General features: G+C 59.4%; 16 protein-coding genes and 1 riboswitch. Of the genes, 8 read left to right on the top strand and 8 right to left on the bottom strand.

The window, feature by feature from the left end; translation table 11 throughout:
• Positions 1-229 precede the first annotated feature (229 nt).
• Positions 230-1,399 carry an MFS transporter gene (locus KGB03_RS21800; RefSeq protein ID WP_218536723.1) on the top strand — a complete coding sequence of 390 codons (1,170 nt, stop codon included), beginning with the start codon at positions 230-232 and terminating at the stop codon, positions 1,397-1,399.
• Positions 1,400-1,510: 111 nt separating this feature from the next.
• On the opposite strand, the gene KGB03_RS21795 is transcribed toward KGB03_RS21800, so the two are convergent.
• Both KGB03_RS21795 and KGB03_RS21790 read right to left on the bottom strand, forming a co-directional pair.
• Complete coding sequence (locus KGB03_RS21795) at positions 1,511-2,395, bottom strand: formate/nitrite transporter family protein (RefSeq protein ID WP_218536722.1); 885 nt, start codon at positions 2,393-2,395, stop codon at positions 1,511-1,513.
• 205 nt (positions 2,396-2,600) lie between these two features.
• Positions 2,601-3,005, bottom strand: coding sequence for an acyl-CoA thioesterase (locus tag KGB03_RS21790; RefSeq protein ID WP_218536721.1), 405 nt, complete (start codon positions 3,003-3,005; stop codon positions 2,601-2,603).
• Positions 3,006-3,203: 198 nt separating this feature from the next.
• Positions 3,204-3,306: riboswitch (S-adenosyl-L-homocysteine riboswitch) on the top strand.
• A gap of 23 nt (positions 3,307-3,329) precedes the next feature.
• Here KGB03_RS21790 and ahcY point away from each other — a divergent pair.
• The 4 genes from ahcY (at position 3,330) to KGB03_RS21770 (ending at position 8,857) form a co-directional block, all read left to right on the top strand.
• The gene (ahcY, locus tag KGB03_RS21785) at positions 3,330-4,739 is read left to right on the top strand and encodes an adenosylhomocysteinase (protein WP_008152012.1); all 1,410 of its coding nucleotides are present in this window, start codon (positions 3,330-3,332) and stop codon (positions 4,737-4,739) included.
• A gap of 160 nt (positions 4,740-4,899) precedes the next feature.
• Entirely contained in the window at positions 4,900-5,745 is an 846-nt protein-coding gene (metF, locus tag KGB03_RS21780) for a methylenetetrahydrofolate reductase [NAD(P)H] (protein WP_111448488.1), read from the top strand.
• A 193-nt stretch (positions 5,746-5,938) separates the two neighbouring features.
• Positions 5,939-6,754, top strand: a complete 816-nt coding sequence (locus KGB03_RS21775; RefSeq protein ID WP_111448487.1) for a substrate-binding periplasmic protein — start codon at positions 5,939-5,941, stop codon at positions 6,752-6,754.
• A gap of 222 nt (positions 6,755-6,976) precedes the next feature.
• Positions 6,977-8,857, top strand: coding sequence for a DEAD/DEAH box helicase (locus tag KGB03_RS21770; RefSeq protein ID WP_218536719.1), 1,881 nt, complete (start codon positions 6,977-6,979; stop codon positions 8,855-8,857).
• 86 nt (positions 8,858-8,943) lie between these two features.
• On the opposite strand, the gene KGB03_RS21765 is transcribed toward KGB03_RS21770, so the two are convergent.
• Positions 8,944-9,315, bottom strand: coding sequence for a nuclear transport factor 2 family protein (locus tag KGB03_RS21765; protein ID WP_218536718.1), 372 nt, complete (start codon positions 9,313-9,315; stop codon positions 8,944-8,946).
• A gap of 127 nt (positions 9,316-9,442) precedes the next feature.
• Here KGB03_RS21765 and KGB03_RS21760 point away from each other — a divergent pair, with 127 nt between their 5' ends.
• The gene (locus KGB03_RS21760; RefSeq protein ID WP_218536717.1) at positions 9,443-10,330 is read left to right on the top strand and encodes a LysR substrate-binding domain-containing protein; all 888 of its coding nucleotides are present in this window, start codon (positions 9,443-9,445) and stop codon (positions 10,328-10,330) included.
• A 55-nt stretch (positions 10,331-10,385) separates the two neighbouring features.
• Here KGB03_RS21760 and KGB03_RS21755 read toward each other — a convergent pair whose 3' ends face one another.
• The 3 genes from KGB03_RS21755 to KGB03_RS21745 all read right to left on the bottom strand — a co-directional run bounded on the left by KGB03_RS21755 (position 10,386) and on the right by KGB03_RS21745 (position 13,583).
• Positions 10,386-10,979, bottom strand: coding sequence for a YceI family protein (locus tag KGB03_RS21755; RefSeq protein WP_223528882.1), 594 nt, complete (start codon positions 10,977-10,979; stop codon positions 10,386-10,388).
• A gap of 32 nt (positions 10,980-11,011) precedes the next feature.
• Positions 11,012-11,563, bottom strand: coding sequence for a cytochrome b (locus KGB03_RS21750; RefSeq protein ID WP_218536715.1), 552 nt, complete (start codon positions 11,561-11,563; stop codon positions 11,012-11,014).
• Positions 11,564-11,825: 262 nt separating this feature from the next.
• Entirely contained in the window at positions 11,826-13,583 is a 1,758-nt protein-coding gene (locus KGB03_RS21745; RefSeq protein ID WP_218536714.1) for a flavin monoamine oxidase family protein, read from the bottom strand.
• 223 nt (positions 13,584-13,806) lie between these two features.
• Between KGB03_RS21745 and KGB03_RS21740 the strand changes: the two genes are divergently transcribed.
• Together KGB03_RS21740 and KGB03_RS21735 are read left to right on the top strand one after the other, a co-directional pair.
• Positions 13,807-15,213, top strand: a complete 1,407-nt coding sequence (locus tag KGB03_RS21740; protein WP_192409178.1) for an adenosylmethionine--8-amino-7-oxononanoate transaminase — start codon at positions 13,807-13,809, stop codon at positions 15,211-15,213.
• A 146-nt stretch (positions 15,214-15,359) separates the two neighbouring features.
• Positions 15,360-16,079, top strand: coding sequence for a 16S rRNA (uracil(1498)-N(3))-methyltransferase (locus KGB03_RS21735; protein ID WP_111448480.1), 720 nt, complete (start codon positions 15,360-15,362; stop codon positions 16,077-16,079).
• Positions 16,080-16,211: 132 nt separating this feature from the next.
• Here the strand turns inward: KGB03_RS21735 and KGB03_RS21730 are convergent, their stop codons facing one another.
• Both KGB03_RS21730 and KGB03_RS21725 read right to left on the bottom strand, forming a co-directional pair.
• A complete protein-coding gene (locus KGB03_RS21730; protein WP_111448479.1) occupies positions 16,212-17,114 on the bottom strand; it encodes a transporter substrate-binding domain-containing protein in 903 nt (300 codons plus the stop codon).
• Positions 17,115-17,142: 28 nt separating this feature from the next.
• Positions 17,143-17,493, bottom strand: coding sequence for a RidA family protein (locus KGB03_RS21725; protein ID WP_223528879.1), 351 nt, complete (start codon positions 17,491-17,493; stop codon positions 17,143-17,145).
• Between the last annotated feature and the right edge of the window lie 11 nt (positions 17,494-17,504).

The following is a 17,504-nucleotide window of genomic DNA, read 5'->3' as shown; positions in this document are numbered from 1 at the left end:
AGATGTGTATAATAGACACCGCCGGCAAGCCGTGCTCCTACAGGAAGCGGGGGAGATAATTGATTCGCCATATGTCAGCAGCTGTTTATACTGCAAGCGACCACGCCGCACTCAGTTGCGCACAGACTAATTCCAATAAATTTTTGCCACCGCCCGCTCTCGTCGAGAACGGGCGTCGGCATGCGTATGCCTGATCAGAGCGTCAAGACTACCGACAGAGACCTTGCGCATGCCCCTCGCCTTGCTTGCCCTCGCTGTTGCCGCGTTCGGCATCGGCACCACTGAATTCGTCATCATGGGTTTGTTGCCCGACGTCGCCCGCGACCTCGCCGTGAGCATCCCCCACGCCGGCCTGCTGATCACCGGCTACGCCCTCGGCGTGGTGTTCGGTGCGCCGATCCTCGCGGTCGGCACCGCCAACATGCCGCGCAAAGCCACGCTGCTGGGCATGACCCTGATGTTCATCCTCGGCAACATTCTCTGCGCCCTGGCGCCGAACTACGCCACGCTGATGGCCGCACGCGTGGTCACCGCGCTCTGCCACGGTGCGTTCTTCGGCATCGGTTCGGTGGTTGCCGCCGGTTTGGTGGCACCGAACAAACGCGCCCAGGCGATTGCGATGATGTTCACCGGCCTGACCCTGGCCAACGTGCTGGGCGTGCCTTTGGGCACCGCGCTCGGGCAATACGCCGGCTGGCGCTCGACGTTCTGGGCGGTGTCGGTGATCGGCGTGATCGCGGCTATCGCGCAATGGGTCTGGTTGCCGAAGGACATTGCGATGGACAAGGCCAACCTCGCCAGCGAGTTCAAAGTGCTGGGCAAAGTCAACGTGTTGCTGGCGCTGGGCATGAGCGTGCTGGCGTCGACCAGCCTGTTCAGCGTCTTCACTTACATTGCCCCTATCCTGCAAGACATCACCGGCGTCAGCCCCCATGGCGTGACCATCATGCTGCTGCTATTCGGGGTCGGTTTGACTGCAGGCAGCATGCTCGGCGGCCGTCTGGCTGACAGTCGATTGCTGCCGTCGCTGGTGGGCATGGCGCTGGCCGTGCTGGTCGTGCTGGCCGCGTTCACACAGACCAGCCACTCGGTGATTCCAGCCGCAATCACCCTGGTGTTGTGGGGCATCTTCGCCTTTGCCCTGTGCCCGATTTTGCAATTGCTGATCATCGATCAGGCCCATGAAGCGCCGAATCTGGGTTCAACGTTGAACCAGAGCGCGTTCAACCTCGGCAACGCGGCCGGTGCGTGGATTGGTGGGCTCGTCGTCGCCAGTGGTGCGGATCTGGCGGACTTACCGTGGACCGGCGCGCTGGTCAGCGGTCTGACGGTACTGACCGCGTTGTTCTTTATTTACCTGCAGCGTCGCAGTTCGGCTGCGGTCAACGTGTCCGGTTGAATAGCTGCATCGCCCATGACATTGCTTTCGCGAGCAGACTCCCACATGAACCGCGCCCCTCACTGTAGGAGTGAGCCTGCTCGCGATGAAGTTGATACGGTGCACCTGTCTTTACTTCTCTTCGCGCTTGCGTGAATCCGACGCCTGATCCGCACTCTTCTTCGGCGGGCCACTCTCACTGCGAATTTGTGCATGGCTGATCAGCGCGAAGATGAAGCTGCCGCCGACGATGTTCCCCGCCAGCGTCGGCCCGGCGAACACCAGCCAGAAATCCTTCCACGGTAACTCGCCGGCAAACACCAGATACGAGACCTCGGCGGACCCAACCACGATGTGGGTGAAATCCCCCAGCGCCATGAGGTAGGTGATGAGGATGATGATCCACATCTTCGCGCTCTCCATGGACGGAATCATCCAGACCATGGTGGCGATCATCCAGCCCGACACAATGCCTTTGGCGAACATCTGGCTGGCGTCGTTCTCCATGATTTTGCGCCCGATATCAAGGAAGGCCAGGTCGGTCTTGCTGTCGAAAATCGGCAGATTCAGCATCACATACGCCACCAGCAATGTGCCGCAGAGGTTGCCCACCAGCACCACCGACCACAGGCGTAGCAATCGACCGAAATTGCTCAGCGTGGGTTTGGTCATGATCGGCAGCACCGCCGTCAGGGTGTTCTCGGTGAACAATTGCTGACGGGCGAGGATCACCGCGAGAAAGCCTGCGCAGTAACCGAAACTGGCGATCACCTTGAAGCCTTCGCCGTCCGGCAGACGGGAATTGAGCAGCCCCATGGCCATCAGCGACAGGCCCATGGTCAGGCCGGCGGCCAGTGCCGACCACCACAAGGCGGCGACACTGCGCTCGAGTTCCTGATCTCCCTGGGTGCGGATGATCTCGTGCAGCACCGCCGCCCGCGGTGGCTGGCTCTTGTCGACGTCGTGCTGTTCTTCAGGGGAGAGGTTCGGGGTCTTGCCGTCTTTTTGCGCGTCCATAAAGCTCCGGAACCCGTGGTGTGTGATGTAGGTACGACACGCAGGGTTCGGAGCTGTTCACTGCCCCGCTAAATCATCGCTGACCGGTACACCGCCTTCGCGAGCAAGCCCGCTCCCACATTAGATCTTCAGCGAACACAGCTTCTGTGAACGACTTAGATTTAGTGTGGGAGCGGGCTTGCTCGCGAAGGGCGCACCGCCGGCTTCACACGTTGACGACATCATCCTTGAACTGGTCTTTGACGTACGTGATCTCGGTCCGGCCGTGCGGTGCAGGCAAGCCGTCTTCACCCAGATTGACGAAAACAATCTTCTCCACCGTCAGGATGCTTTTGCGGGTGATCTTGTTACGCACTTCACACTTGAGGGTGATGGAGGTGCGACCGAATTCGGTGGCGGTGATGCCCAGTTCAATGATGTCGCCCTGGCGCGAGGCGCTGACGAAGTTGATCTCGGAAATGTACTTGGTGACCACACGCTGATTGCCCAGCTGGACGATGGCGTAGATCGCCGCTTCTTCGTCGAGCCAGCGCAACAGGCTGCCGCCGAACAGCGTGCCGTTGGGGTTGAGGTCTTCGGGTTTTACCCATTTGCGGGTGTGGAAATTCATATTCACTCCTGAGCGTCTTGCCGAATGATGGTGGGCATCATGGCAGAGCCCGACCTGGAGCTCTATCAAGCATCGACTATGGTCTCGATTACCGTTCAGACATTGACCAACAGAAACGCTTTGGAAGTATCGCTCACACGGCTATAATCGCCACCGTTTCAAAACGGTAACGTTCCATTGATACCGTTTTCCCGCCACCTGTCCGAGGGGCGCTGCAGCAGGTTCGACCTGTCAGGCTCGGATGGGGCGTTGCTTGACCGTTATCGGTCAGACACTAAACGCACAACGGCGCCCATTCGCATACATTACGAATGGAGGCTCATCATGAGCGCTGTTATCACGCCTGCAGATTTTAACGATTACAAAGTTGCCGACATGTCCCTGGCTGCCTGGGGCCGTCGCGAAACCATCATCGCCGAATCCGAAATGCCTGCCCTGATGGGTCTGCGCCGCAAGTACGCCGGTGAGCAGCCGCTCAAAGGCGCGAAAATCCTCGGCTGCATCCACATGACCATTCAGACTGCCGTGCTGATCGAAACCCTGGTTGCCCTGGGTGCCGAAGTACGCTGGTCGTCCTGCAACATTTTCTCGACTCAGGACCAGGCCGCTGCCGCTATCGCCGCTGCCGGTATCCCGGTTTTCGCCTGGAAAGGCGAAACTGAAGAAGAGTACGAGTGGTGCTTGGAGCAAACCATCCTTAAAGATGGCGCGCCTTGGGATGCCAACATGATCCTCGACGACGGCGGCGACCTGACCGAGCTGCTGCACAAGAAATACCCGGCGATCCTGGACCGCGTCCACGGCGTTACCGAAGAAACCACCACTGGCGTTCACCGCCTGCTGGACATGCTGGCCAAGGGCGAGCTGAAAATCCCGGCCATCAACGTCAATGACTCGGTCACCAAGAGCAAGAACGACAACAAGTACGGCTGCCGTCACAGCCTGAACGATGCGATCAAGCGCGGTACCGACCACCTGTTGTCCGGCAAGCAAGCGCTGGTCATCGGTTACGGTGACGTGGGCAAGGGCTCCGCTCAGTCCCTGCGTCAGGAAGGCATGATCGTTAAAGTCTCCGAAGTTGACCCGATCTGCGCCATGCAAGCCTGCATGGACGGTTACGAGCTGGTTTCGCCGTTCATCGACGGTATCAACAACGGTACTGAAGCAAGCATCGACAAAGCGCTGCTGGGCAAGATCGACCTGATCGTGACCACCACCGGTAACGTCAACGTTTGCGACTCGAACATGCTCAAAGCCCTGAAGAAGCGCGCTGTTGTCTGCAACATCGGCCACTTCGACAACGAAATCGACACCGCTTTCATGCGCAAGAACTGGGCATGGGAAGAAGTGAAGCCACAGGTTCACAAGATCCACCGTACCGGCCCTGGCGCATTCGACGCGCAGAACGACGACTACCTGATCCTGCTGGCCGAAGGCCGTCTGGTTAACCTGGGCAACGCCACCGGCCACCCAAGCCGCATCATGGACGGTTCGTTCGCCAACCAGGTTCTGGCTCAGATCTTCCTGTTCGGCCAGAAGTACGCCGACCTGTCGCCAGCCCAGAAAGCCGAGCGCCTGACTGTTGAAGTACTGCCGAAGAAACTCGACGAAGAAGTGGCCCTGGAAATGGTCCGCGGTTTCGGCGGCGTTGTGACCCAACTGACCAAGACCCAGGCCGACTACATCGGCGTGACCGTTGAAGGTCCGTTCAAGCCGCACGCTTACCGCTACTGATTGGTTCTGCTGGCTGCTCTCCCTGTGGGAGCGGGCTTGCTCGCGAATGCGGTTTAACATTCAACATTAATGTTGACTGATCCACCGCTTTCGCGAGCAAGCCCGCTCCCACATGGGTTGTGCAAGCCTCACAGGCTCTCGTGCTTCCAAGGATATGACCATGTCCCAAGAACGTCGCTACAGCTTCGAGTTCTTCCCTACGAAGACCGACGCTGGGCATGAAAAACTGATCGCCACTGCCCGTCATCTGGCGACCTACAATCCTGACTTCTTCTCCTGCACCTACGGCGCTGGCGGTTCGACCCGTGATCGCACCCTCAACACCGTGTTGCAGCTCGAAAGCGAAGTCAAAGTCCCTGCCGCACCGCATTTGTCCTGCGTTGGCGACAGCAAGGACGACTTGCGCGGCCTGCTGGCCCAATACAAGGCAGCCGGTATCACCCGTATCGTTGCCCTGCGCGGTGACCTGCCTTCCGGCATGGGCATGGCCAGTGGTGAAATGCGCCACGCCAATGACCTGGTTGAATTCATTCGTGAAGAAACCGGCGATCATTTCCACATCGAAGTCGCCGCCTACCCGGAAATGCACCCGCAAGCGCGCAATTTCGAAGACGATCTGACCAACTTCGTGCGCAAGGCCAACGCTGGCGCCAACAGTGCAATCACCCAGTACTTCTTCAACGCCGACAGCTACTTCTACTTCGTCGAGCGTGTACGGGCGAAGGGCGTGAACATCCCGATCGTTCCGGGAATCATGCCGATCACCAACTACAGCAAGCTGGCGCGTTTCTCTGATGCCTGTGGCGCGGAAATCCCGCGCTGGATCCGCAAGCAGCTGGAAGCCTACGGCGACGACACCCAGAGCATTCAAGGCTTTGGTGAGCAAGTCATCACCGAGATGTGCGAACGCCTGCTGCAAGGTGGCGCGCCAGGGCTGCACTTCTACACGCTGAACCAGGCCGAACCGAGCCTGGCGGTGTGGAACAATCTGAAGTTGCCGCGCTAAAAGCCGTCAAAGCAAGATCAAGAGATCGCAGCCTGCGGCAGCTCCTACATCGGGCGTGTTTAATCCCTGTAGGAACTGCCGCAGGCTGCGATCTTTTGCTTTTAACGCCCTTTTTTTGTGCAACAACACTCTGAGTTAGAGCTTCTGGATCCCGTTTCTGGCTCTTTCCGGTTTCTCGTCGTAATCTCAAGCCATGCCTCTGATCGCGCAATTACTGACCGTGTTTCTTTTTACTTGCCTGAGCTTCGCCGCTCGGGGCGAGAAACTGCGCATTGTCACTGAACCCTGGGCGCCGTACGTGTACGAAGAAAACGGCAAATCCCTGGGACTGGACTACGAAACTACCGCCATCGTCTTCAAACGCCTGGGCATCGAAGTGGAATGGCAGTTCCTGCCGTGGAAACGCTGCCTGTCGATGCTCGAAACGGGCCAGGCAGACGGCGCGCTGGACATCTTCCACAGCGATGAGCGCGACGCCACCCTGCTCTACCCCGGCGAGCCGCTCTCGGAAGTGGAGTTCGTGATGTTCTACGCCAATGAGCGGCCCCACCCTTTTCACACCCTGGCCGACCTGAAAGGGCTGACCATCGGCACTTCCCCGGGCTATCTGTACAGCCAGGACTTCAGCGAATCGACCCTGTTCACTCGCGAACCGGCGCCAACCCATGAAGCCAACTTCGGCAAACTGGTGCGCGGGCGGATCGACCTGCTGATCACTGATCGCAGGGTTGGCCAGCACTTGCTCGACCAATTGGGCATCCGCGACAAGATTACCGAGAACCCGACCGTCATCAGTCACCAGAGCCAATTCCTGGCCGTACGCCGCAACGCCGGCATGGACTTGTTGGTGCAGCGTTTCGGCGCCGAACTCAAGCGCTTCAAGCGCGAGCCTGCGTACGCTGAATTGAGCGCCCGTTATGGCGCCGAACCGGCGGCCGAGGTCAAAGCCACCAGAGCCACCGCTGCCAGCGGAAAAACCGTTGAGCAGCAGGAAAGCGGCGCGCAGTGATTGCTCTGTTATACTCCGGCCTTCCCGCCAGGCTCACGCCCGGACGCTCGGACTTGTTCAAGGCATCTCGATCCCGCTACAGCGCAGCTTTTCAGCCCGCGCGAGCACTCCAGATGAGCCTTCTTGGCCCAGCAGGACCGGACGGGATTGCGTTCCTCTAAACGCCATTCGCGCCAGGCAAGACTCCCATTGGGCCAAGCCCTAACTAAAACAGGATTACTCATGTCCTTTGCTTCCCTCGGTCTCTCCGAGGCTTTAGTCCGCGCCATCGAGGCAGCGGGCTATACCGAGCCTACTCCGGTGCAACAGCGGGCCATTCCCGCCGTGTTGCAAGGTCGCGACCTGATGGTCGCGGCTCAGACAGGTACTGGTAAAACCGGCGGCTTCGCCCTTCCGATTCTGGAGCGGTTGTTCCCCAACGGTCACCCGGACAAATCCCAGCGTCACGGCCCGCGCCAACCGCGCGTACTGGTCCTGACCCCTACCCGCGAACTCGCGGCTCAAGTACACGAGAGCTTCAAGGTCTATGCCCGTGACCTGAAGTTCGTCAGCGCCTGCATCTTCGGCGGCGTCGGCATGAACCCGCAGGTTCAGGCCATGTCCCGCGGTGTTGACGTGCTGGTGGCCTGCCCCGGCCGCCTGCTCGACCTCGCCGGCCAAGGCAGCGTCGATTTGTCCCACGTGGAAATCCTCGTGCTGGACGAAGCCGACCGCATGCTCGACATGGGCTTTGTCCATGACGTGAAAAAGGTCCTGGCCCGTCTGCCGAGCAAACGTCAGAACCTGCTGTTCTCGGCGACTTTCTCCAAAGACATCACCGACCTCGCCGGCAAGCTGCTGCACAACCCGGAACGCATCGAAGTCACGCCGCCGAACACCACGGTCGAGCGTATCGAACAGCGTGTTTTCCGTCTGCCAGCCAACCACAAGCGTTCGCTGCTGGCGCACTTGATCACCGCAGGCGCCTGGGAACAGGTGCTGGTGTTCACCCGCACCAAGCACGGCGCCAACCGCCTGGCCGAGTACCTGGACAAACACGGCCTCAGCGCCGTTGCGATCCACGGTAACAAGAGCCAGAACGCTCGCACCAAAGCCCTGGCCGACTTCAAGGCCGGCGAAGTGCGCATCCTGGTCGCCACCGACATCGCCGCTCGCGGCCTGGACATCGACCAGTTGCCACACGTGGTCAACTTCGAACTGCCGAACGTCGACGAAGATTACGTTCACCGTATCGGCCGTACTGGCCGTGCCGGTCGTTCGGGCGAAGCGATCTCGCTGGTCGCTCCGGACGAAGAAAAGCTGCTGAAAAGCATCGAGCGCATGACCAAGCAGAAGATTGCCGACGGCAACCTGATGGGCTTCGATTCCAGCGCTGTAGAAGCCGAGAAACCTGAAGTTCGCGAGCGTCCGGATGTGCGTAACCCGCGCAACCCACGTGGCCCGCGCGGCGACGGTCCGAACGGCACCGGCGGTGGCGGCGGTCGTAAAGACAAAGGCAAGGACAAGGGCGGCAAGGAAAAACCTGCAGCCACTGGCCGCGGCGATCGCCCGGCGCGTGAACACAAGCCACGCGAAGGCACTCCGGCTCGCGAACAACAGCGTCCGGCGCCACGCGCTGCTGCAGCAGACCGTGCTCCGGACGAGTTCCTGGACGACGACATCGATAACTTCGGTAACCGCGTCGACTACGTTCCTCAAGCCAAACCGGCCCAGGGCCGTGGTCGTCGTCCGGGTGCTCCGGCACAAGGCGCCGCAGCTGGCGCAGGTGCTCCGCGCACTGGCGGCAAGCCTCAGGGTCGTCAAAGTGGCCCACGCAGCAGTGACGGCGCGACCACCGGCACGCCGCCAGCCAAGCGCAGCGGCCCACGCAACGGTGCTCCACGTGACGGTCAGGCCCGTCGCGAAGAGTCCCGCAACCGTCGCCCGGCTCGCACCGACGACCAGCCGCGTTCGGAACCGGCCGTGCAAAACCCGCGCGGCCCGGCACCGAAGATCATCCATAAAGAGTCGAAAACCGATCGGTTCCCGACTCCTGAGCAACTGGATCAACTGCCAGGCCGTCCGCGCGGCGAGAAACCAGCGTTGCTGACCCGCAATCGCTGAGTGTCACTCACAAAAACGCCCCGACTGGTTCGGGGCGTTTTTATTTGTACCGATCATCACGATCGTTTTTGGTCAAACCGCCGCACTCACACAACGCTTCCTTCTTTATGAAAGAGTTTGGCAACGATCATCCAGCGGCCATCGACTTTCATCACGTTCAGATAATCAACCATGACATTGTCGAACAGTCGCAGACGCACCTTGACCATTGCCATTTCCGGAGACATGACGTCAATCATCAAAATCTCATCCAGGCTCGCAAACCCGCGCTCCTGCGGCGACTGACGTCCTTGTACGATGGCACGGTATTCTGCGTAAGGACGCACCGTTACCGCCCCGTCCTGAGCGCTATAGAGGACACAGCCGGGATGGAAAACCTCGTCAAACCGGTTCAAATCCTGGTTTTGCAACACGCTGAAGTAGTTCTCCAACATTCTCTGAATTTCATTGATTAGCATGTACGAATCCTTGTCGAGCGGAAATGAAGTCACCAACGCTCACTGAGCGTGAGACGGATTATCCGTAGCCTCGTCAATTCATGTATAGCGGCGATTTCTGCCCGGTTCAGTGAATGGAATTCACCTATTGAAACTACCTCCGCTAGCGGCTCTCCGGGCCTTTGAAGCCTTGGCACGATTGGGCAAGGTCAACCTCGCGGCATTGGAACTGCACGTCACCCACAGCGCTGTCAGCCACCAGATACGCTCGCTGGAGGAATACCTGGACGTTAGACTGACTGAACGTAATGGCCGCGGTGTGGTGCTGACAGAAGAGGGGCGTGTGTACGCCTATCAGATCCGGCAAACCCTGGGTGAAATTGCCGGGGTAACGGAAAGATTCCTGTCCAAAACCCGACACCCGCAACTCACCCTTTCGGTGCTGCCATCCTTTGGAATGTTTTGGCTATTGCCACGCTTGCAAGGGTTTATCGACGCGCAGCCCGGATTGCGCCTCAAGCTGGCAGCCAGTATGGAGTTTTCAAGTTTCGAGGGCGGCCTGATCGATGCGGCGATCCGGTTCGGCCACGGACAATGGCCAGATGTGCACTGTGAGCCGTTGATGCAGGACTCCTTGTTGGTCGTCGCCGCGCCAGGATTCAATCTAGGATGCTTGCCTGTCGATGCCGAGTCCGTTCTGGGACATCCATTACTCCACGCCAGTGAAAGCTGGTCGACCTGGCTTGCTGCCGCTGGCGTTGAACAGATGCGTCCACTCGCGGCACTAGAGTTCACTGACTCGACTTTGATGCTTGAAGCGGCGCGCCTGGGTTATGGAATCGCGCTAACCCGTCGCTCGATTGCTCACGCCATGATCCAGTGCGGGCAACTGGTTAAACTGACCGACGTTGAACCGCTGCACGCATCCCGTTATTTCATGCTTTGGCCGACCCACACACAACGCTCGGCGCAGTTGGCGAGCCTGCTGACTTGGCTACGCAATGAAATCGCCGACTACCAAAGCAGCCTCTCCTGAACACCAGGCAGCAAAACGCCGACCCTGAGGTCGGCGTTTTGATGACGCAAACAGCTTACTTCGCTTTCACACCTTCAAACGTTACATACAACTCAACCGCGTCGGACGCTGGGCCCAGGTCTTTCTGCTTGCCGAAATCGGAACGCTTGATGCTGGTGGTGCCTTCGAAGCCGGCACGGTAGCCGCCCCATGGGTCCTTGCCTTCACCCAGGAAAGTAGCCTTGACCACGACTGGCTTGGTCACGCCTGCAATGGTCAGGTCACCGGTCACATCAGCAGTGTCTTTGCCAGCGGCGTTTTTGCCGGTGGATTTGACGCTGGTGGAAACAAACGTCGCTTTAGCGAATTTGCTCACATTCAGGAAGTCAGCGCTGGCGATGTGCTTGTCGCGCTCGGCATGGTTGGTGAACACGCTGGCGGTGTTCACGTTGAACTCGATCTTGCTGGCTTCAGGCTTGGCAGCGTCGAAGCTGAACTTGCCGTCGATGTCCTTGAAGGTACCGGTGATGAAGCTGTAGCCCAGGTGGCTGATCTTGAAGTCAACGAAGGCGTGCTGGCCTTCCTTGTCGACAACATAGTCAGCTGCCATCACGTTGGCGGACAGCAAGGCAGAACCGATTGCCAGAGCAGCGAGCGTCTTTTTCAACATACTTTCTATTCCTTTGGAGTCGAGATTGAACATCAGGCTTTGCGTCCCAGCATTCGCGTCAGGGTCGCATCACGATCAATAAAGTGGTGTTTCAGTGCTGCCAACGCATGGAGACCGGAAAAAATGACCAGCGCCCAGGCCAGGTACAAATGAATCACACCGGCTGTATCTGCCTGATCCGGTAGTCCGGATATCAGTGCAGGAACTTCAAACAGGCCAAACACCGGAATCCCGACACCGTCTGCGGTGGAAATCAGGTAACCGGCAATCATCACAGCAAACAGACTGAGGTACAGGAACGAATGGCCGAACGTGGCGCCGATACGCGTCATGCGGCTATAGCTTTGGAGTGCGGGTGGTGGCGGACTGATAAAACGCCACAGCACCCGTACAACCATAACGGCCAACAACACCAGGCCAATGCTCTTGTGCAAGTCCGGCGCGTCTTTGCGCCAGGTGCTGTAGTAGTCGAGACCGACCATCCACAAGCCCAACGCAAACAGACCGAAGACTGCCAACGCCACGCCCCAGTGCATGAAAATGCTGACCCAACCGTAGCGCGAAGAAGAATTACGTAGCTGCATTGCCCAAATCCTGTGAGAACTGCGACCAAGACTATCGAGTTATCTATCGAGTAAAAGCGGAAAATTTCGCTTTGAAATATCGAGAAATACGATCAAGAGTCTGAAATGGGTGAGTTAAGGAAAGATTAAAGATCCGCATGTAAGAAAAAATGCAGTCCAACTAAAGAACACCTGCGCCCTGATATTTATTCGATTCTTTATGTTGGTTTTCTTCAGGCATAAAAAAACGCGGCATTTCTGCCGCGTTTTTTAATCCCAAAGCTTACTGCGCTTTGGTATCCGCCACCGGAGTCGCAGCGGGCTTGGCCGCTACTTTCTTCGCCGGTTCAGCTTTCTTCACCGGGGCCTTTTTGGCCTCGGCTTTGGCCGCAGGTTTTTTCGCTGCAGCTTTGGCCGGGGCTTTTTTGGCGGGTTCGGCTTTCACCGGGGCCACTGCTTTCGGCGCTTCGACCGGTGCTGGCGCTGGGGCCGGCGCAGGTGTTGGGGCCGGTGCCGGAGCAACCGGAGCCACTGGCTCTGGCGCCTTGACGGGTGCCGGTTTGTCGTCAGAACCACCGAACAGGTTGGTGAAGAAGTTACCTTTCTTCGCCGCCACCGCGCCGGCCGCTGCAACGGTCGCTGCCGGAACAACTTTCGCCGGTTCAAACGACTTGCCGGCCGCCAGGTCTTCTACCTGACTGGCTGCACGTTGACCGGTGCGAAGTGCGCCTTCCAGAGTGCCCGGGTACAAGGTGTCAGTGTGTTCGCCGGCAAAGGCTACACGCTGAATCGGACGTTCCCACAGGCGCCAGTACTTGCTGATCTGGCCAGGGCCAAAGGCCAGGTAAGCGCCGCCCATCGATGGATCGGTGCTGTAGCGGCGGATTTCGTAACCAGTGAACGAACCGCGTGCCTGTGGATAAAAGGCGTGCAGACGGATCAGCACCTGATCGACCATCTGCTTGTCGCCGAAGACCTGCATGACGCGCGCGTTGTCGCCGGACAGGTTGATCACCACGTTGGCGCCGCCCTTCAGTGCCGGCTCAACCCACAACATGCCCAGACCGGCGTTGCTGTAGATCTCACCGGTCATCCGCGCCTTGCTTTCCCACACGGGCGTCTTGAACTTCAGCATGATCTGGTCGCGCCAACCGTAGTTGGTGCCTTTGATCGCGCCCATGTGCTGGGCATCCAGCGACGGAGTCATCTGGATCTTGTTCAGGGCGCGCAATGGCACGGCCACAACGACGTAGTCAGCCTGATAGCCAACGCTGCCGACCTTGACGGTCACGCCGTCCTTGTCCTGGGTGATCGCCGAGACCGGGGAGCTGGTCTTGATGGTTTTCAGTTGTTTGACGAACGCCTGGGCCAGCACCGGGCTACCGCCGGGCAGGCGTGAAGCGCGCAGGTCACGGTCAGCAACGCCACGATAAACGCGGCTTTGCTGTGCGAAGTACAGCAGCGACAGGCGCGACGGTTCGTCATAACGGGTACGGATCTGCTGATTCACCAACTGACGTGCCGTGGTCGGCAGATTCAGACGGTCGAGCCAGTTGGACACGTTGATCTGGTCCAGGGCGAACAGTGTGCTGTTGGCCGCCGGGTTCTGCGGGTCTTCGATCGAGCGCGCCAGATCGTCCAGGGTCTTTTCGTAACGCTTGAGCGCGTCGCTGGTGGCCGGCTGCTTGGTGGCCAGATCGGCGGCGGTGAAATACTCACCGTCAATCAGGTAGCCCGGGGTCCGCACGAACTCAGGGGCTGGCGTGGTGCTCAGCTTGAAGGTCGATACGTACTTGTTCAGAACCGGCTGGGTCTTGTCGTTGCCGATCCACTCACTGGTGGCCATGCCCGAGCGACCGCCCAGGCTCGGTTTGGCTTCCAGCAGGGTGACCTGCCAGCCCTTGTTTTGCAGTTCGTAAGCCGCGGTGAGGCCAGACAGCCCTCCGCCGATCACGATCGCCGTTTTATCCTTGGCCAGCGCAGACACGCTGAACAGCCCCAACATCACCAGCGCACAGGCGCGCAGCCAACCAGCAGACATTCAGCGAACTCCGGAAATACACGTAGGAAATAGCGGTTTTACGAGCCAGACGGCTCAAAGAACCGCGAAGAATACGTCAGCCATCAAAAGGCCGCCAGCGACGTCTATCCACCTATACAAAGTAGCTCAATTGAGACAATGGGTTGTCCCCACGTCACGCATTGCATAGGCTTGCGCGATTGTTTGCCCGCGCACGTCGCGAGCCGCCTCGAGGAGACTGAAAATGGGCCTGAATAATCAGTGGATGCAACGCGATCTCGCGGTGTTGTGGCATCCCTGCACCCAGATGAAAGACCACGAACAACTGCCACTGATCCCGATCAAACGCGGTGAAGGCGTCTGGCTGGAAGACTTCGAAGGCAAACGCTACCTCGATGCCGTCAGCTCCTGGTGGGTCAACGTGTTTGGTCACGCCAACCCACGGATCAACCAACGCATCAAGGATCAGGTCGATCAGCTGGAGCACGTCATCCTTGCCGGTTTCAGCCATCAACCAGTGATCGAGTTGTCCGAGCGCCTGGTAAAAATGACGCCGGAAGGCCTGACCCGGTGCTTCTACGCCGATAACGGTTCGTCCTGCATCGAAGTCGCGCTGAAAATGAGCTTTCACTATTGGCTCAACCGCGGCCAGCCGAACAAGAAGCGCTTCGTCACCCTGACCAACAGCTACCACGGCGAGACCATGGCGGCGATGTCGGTGGGCGATGTGCCGCTGTTCACCGAAACCTACAAGGCGCTGTTGCTGGACACCATCAAGGTGCCGAGCCCCGATTGCTACCATCGCCCCGAGGGCATGAGCTGGGAAGAACACTCGCGCAACCTGTTCGCTGCCATGGAACAGACCCTGGCCGAAAACCACGACACCGTCGCGGCCGTCATCGTCGAGCCGCTGATCCAGGGCGCCGGCGGCATGCGCATGTACCACCCGGTGTACCTGAAACTGCTGCGCGAAGCCTGCGACCGCTATGGCGTGCACCTGATCCATGACGAAATCGCCGTCGGCTTCGGCCGCACCGGGACGATGTTCGCCTGTGAACAGGCCGGCATCCGCCCGGACTTCCTCTGCCTGTCCAAGGCCCTGACCGGCGGTTACCTGCCGTTGGCGGCCTGCGTGACCACCGAAGATGTCTACAGCGCTTTCTACGACGACTACCCGACCCTGCGCGCCTTCCTGCATTCCCACAGCTACACCGGCAATCCGCTGGCGTGCGCGGCGGCATTGGCGACGCTGGATATCTTCGAAGAAGACAACGTCATCGAGAACAACAAGGCGCTGGCCCAGCGCATGGCGAGCGCCACCGCGCATCTGGCCGATCACCCGAACGTTTCGGAAGTACGCCAGACCGGCATGGTGCTGGCCATCGAGATGGTCAAGGACAAGGCCACCAAGGAAGCTTATCCATGGCAGGAACGTCGCGGCTTGAAAGTGTTCCAGCATGCGTTGGAGCGTGGTGCTTTACTTCGCCCGTTGGGCAGCGTGGTGTACTTCCTGCCGCCGTACGTGATCACGCCTGAACAGATCGACTTTCTGGCTGAAGTGGCAAGTGAAGGCATCGACATCGCGACCCGCGATAGCGTCAGTGTTTCTGTGCCAAAGGACTTCCACCCGGGCTTCCGCGATCCGGGCTAGGTTATTTGGGATTCTGTGGTGTCCGGGCCGCCGCCTTCGCGAGCAAGCCCGCTCCCACAGTTGACCGTATTCCAATGTGGGAGCGGGCTTGCTCGCGAATGAAGTCGACACCGATTCAGATGATTAACACTTTCCAGAGACCCAGCATGAGACTGTCCCGCTTCTTTATCGACGCCCCCTTGAGCACCGGCGAACACGAGTTGCCCGAGGCCCAGGCCCATTACATCAGCCGCGTGCTGCGCATGGCCGAGGGTGATGCGCTGCAACTGTTCGACGGCTCGGGCCACGAGTTTCGCGCCACGCTGGTGGAGGTCGGCAAGAAGCGCGTTGTCGTGCAGATCGATGAAAGCTTCGCCGGGCAGGTCGAGTCGCCCTTGTCGATCCATCTCGGCCAGGGCTTGTCCCGTGGCGAGCGGATGGATTGGGCGATTCAGAAAGCCACCGAGCTGGGCGTCACGGAAATCACCCCGATCTTCAGCGACCGCTGTGAAGTCCGGTTGAAGGATGAGCGCGCCGACAAACGCCTGATGCACTGGCGCCAGGTTGCGATCAGTGCGTGCGAGCAATGCGGGCGTTCACGGGTGCCGGTGATTCATCCGCCGCTGCTGTTGGCCGATTGGCTGAAGCAGACGCAGGCCGAATTGAAACTGGTCCTGCATCCGGTGGCTGAGCCGTTGGTGAGCCATGCGAAGCCGGCGACGCTGGCGTTTTTGATCGGCCCGGAAGGCGGGTTGTCCGATGCGGAAGTCGAGCAGGCCAAGGCTGGTGGTTTTCACGCCGCCCGCCTCGGCCCCCGCGTGTTGCGCACCGAAACCGCGCCCGTCGTGGCGTTGGCGGTGGCGCAACAACTGTGGGGCGACTTCTAGGGCCTCTTCGCGAGCAAGCCCGCTCCCACATTTGATCTCTGAACGACACAGATCAAATGTGGGAGCGGGCTTGCTCGCGAAGGCCGGCGACGCGATCTACAAGACACAAAACAGAATCTGATCGTTCAGGAACTACTGCACCGGATCACTCACCGGCTTGGCGATAATCGCTTTCAACTCGCTGGTCATCGGGAATTCAAGGTTCAGGCCTTTGGGTGGAATCGGTTGCTGGAACCAGCGCTGATAGATGCCGTTGATCTCGCCCGAACTGTAAAGATCGGCAAGGGTCGAGTTCACCAACTCGAGAAACTGCGGGTCGCCCTTGCGCACCATGCAGCTGTAGATTTCCCGCGACTGCTCCTCGCCCACCACAACCCAATTATGCGGATCGCGGGCCTTGGCGCGTTCGCCGTAAAGCAACGCGTCATCCATATAGAACGCCGCCGCCCGACCGGACTGCAACATCTGGAAGGCTTCGCCGTGGTCCTTGGCGCTGATCACGAACATATCAATCTTGTGATCGACGTTGTAGCTCTTCAGAAACCGCTCGTTGGTGGTGCCGGCGGTGGTCACGACGTTCTTGCCGCGCAGGTCGGCGAAGCTTTTGATGCCGCTGTCCTTCGCCGTAAGCAATTGCCCCTTCACGTAAATGAACCCGTAGGAAAACGCCACTTGCTGCATGCGCTCGGCGGTCACGCCGGTGGAGCCGCATTCAAGGTCGACCGTGCCGTTCTGCACCAGCGGAATGCGCGTTTGCGAGGTCACCAGGTTGTACTTCACCTGCAGATCCGGCAGTTCAAGCTTTTGCTTGATGCGCTCGACAATCTTGCTCGCCAGGTCTACCGAATAGCCCATCGGCTGCCCCGTGTGATCACCCACGTAGGAGAACGGCACCGACGCGTCGCGATAGCCCAGGGTGATGCTCTTGGCATTGGCGACCTTGTTCAGCGTGCCGGTCAGTGGCGCTTCGTTGGCCTGGACCTGACTGGCGAGCAGCAGGCCGAGGGTGCAGCCGATCAACGTGATTTTTTGCATTGTTATTCTCCGTTGTGGGTTTAAACGATTAGCGGCGGGCGGCGATCACGGTGATTTCCACCAGGACCTCTGGACGAGCCAGTTGCGCCTGCAAAGTCGTGCGGGTCGGCGCCATGCCCGGCGACAACCACTGCGACCAGACCTCGTTCATGGCGGCGAAATCGCGGCCAATGTCGTTCAGGTAAATGGTCGCGTTGAGCAGATGATCCTTGTCGCTGCCAGCCTCGGCCAGCAACGCGTCGATCTTCGCCAGCACCTCGGCGGTTTGGCCGGTGACATCGCTGCTGTCACCCGGAACCTGTCCCGAGAGAAACACCAGATCGCCAAAGGTCACCGCGCCAGAGAGTCGGCTGTTGCTGTGGATACGGTTGATGCTCATCGGTTTTTCCT

It is taken from the genome of Pseudomonas sp. BF-B-26, assembly GCF_019956495.1.
Taxonomy (GTDB): Bacteria; Pseudomonadota; Gammaproteobacteria; order Pseudomonadales; family Pseudomonadaceae; genus Aquipseudomonas.
The sequence above is the reverse complement of the archived record's forward strand: the minus strand, read 5'-3'. Positions and strand labels throughout refer to the sequence as shown.

Coding starts and splice junctions, on each gene's coding strand:
- KGB03_RS21800 (WP_218536723.1), top strand. CDS start 230: ATGCCCCTCGCCTTGCTTGCCCTCGCTGTTGCCGCGTTCGGCATCGGC.
- KGB03_RS21795 (WP_218536722.1), bottom strand. CDS start 2,395: ATGGACGCGCAAAAAGACGGCAAGACCCCGAACCTCTCCCCTGAAGAA.
- KGB03_RS21790 (WP_218536721.1), bottom strand. CDS start 3,005: ATGAATTTCCACACCCGCAAATGGGTAAAACCCGAAGACCTCAACCCC.
- ahcY (WP_008152012.1), top strand. CDS start 3,330: ATGAGCGCTGTTATCACGCCTGCAGATTTTAACGATTACAAAGTTGCC.
- metF (WP_111448488.1), top strand. CDS start 4,900: ATGTCCCAAGAACGTCGCTACAGCTTCGAGTTCTTCCCTACGAAGACC.
- KGB03_RS21775 (WP_111448487.1), top strand. CDS start 5,939: ATGCCTCTGATCGCGCAATTACTGACCGTGTTTCTTTTTACTTGCCTG.
- KGB03_RS21770 (WP_218536719.1), top strand. CDS start 6,977: ATGTCCTTTGCTTCCCTCGGTCTCTCCGAGGCTTTAGTCCGCGCCATC.
- KGB03_RS21765 (WP_218536718.1), bottom strand. CDS start 9,315: ATGCTAATCAATGAAATTCAGAGAATGTTGGAGAACTACTTCAGCGTG.
- KGB03_RS21755 (WP_223528882.1), bottom strand. CDS start 10,979: ATGTTGAAAAAGACGCTCGCTGCTCTGGCAATCGGTTCTGCCTTGCTG.
- KGB03_RS21750 (WP_218536715.1), bottom strand. CDS start 11,563: ATGCAGCTACGTAATTCTTCTTCGCGCTACGGTTGGGTCAGCATTTTC.
- KGB03_RS21745 (WP_218536714.1), bottom strand. CDS start 13,583: ATGTCTGCTGGTTGGCTGCGCGCCTGTGCGCTGGTGATGTTGGGGCTG.
- KGB03_RS21740 (WP_192409178.1), top strand. CDS start 13,807: ATGGGCCTGAATAATCAGTGGATGCAACGCGATCTCGCGGTGTTGTGG.
- KGB03_RS21735 (WP_111448480.1), top strand. CDS start 15,360: ATGAGACTGTCCCGCTTCTTTATCGACGCCCCCTTGAGCACCGGCGAA.
- KGB03_RS21730 (WP_111448479.1), bottom strand. CDS start 17,114: ATGCAAAAAATCACGTTGATCGGCTGCACCCTCGGCCTGCTGCTCGCC.
- KGB03_RS21725 (WP_223528879.1), bottom strand. CDS start 17,493: ATGAGCATCAACCGTATCCACAGCAACAGCCGACTCTCTGGCGCGGTG.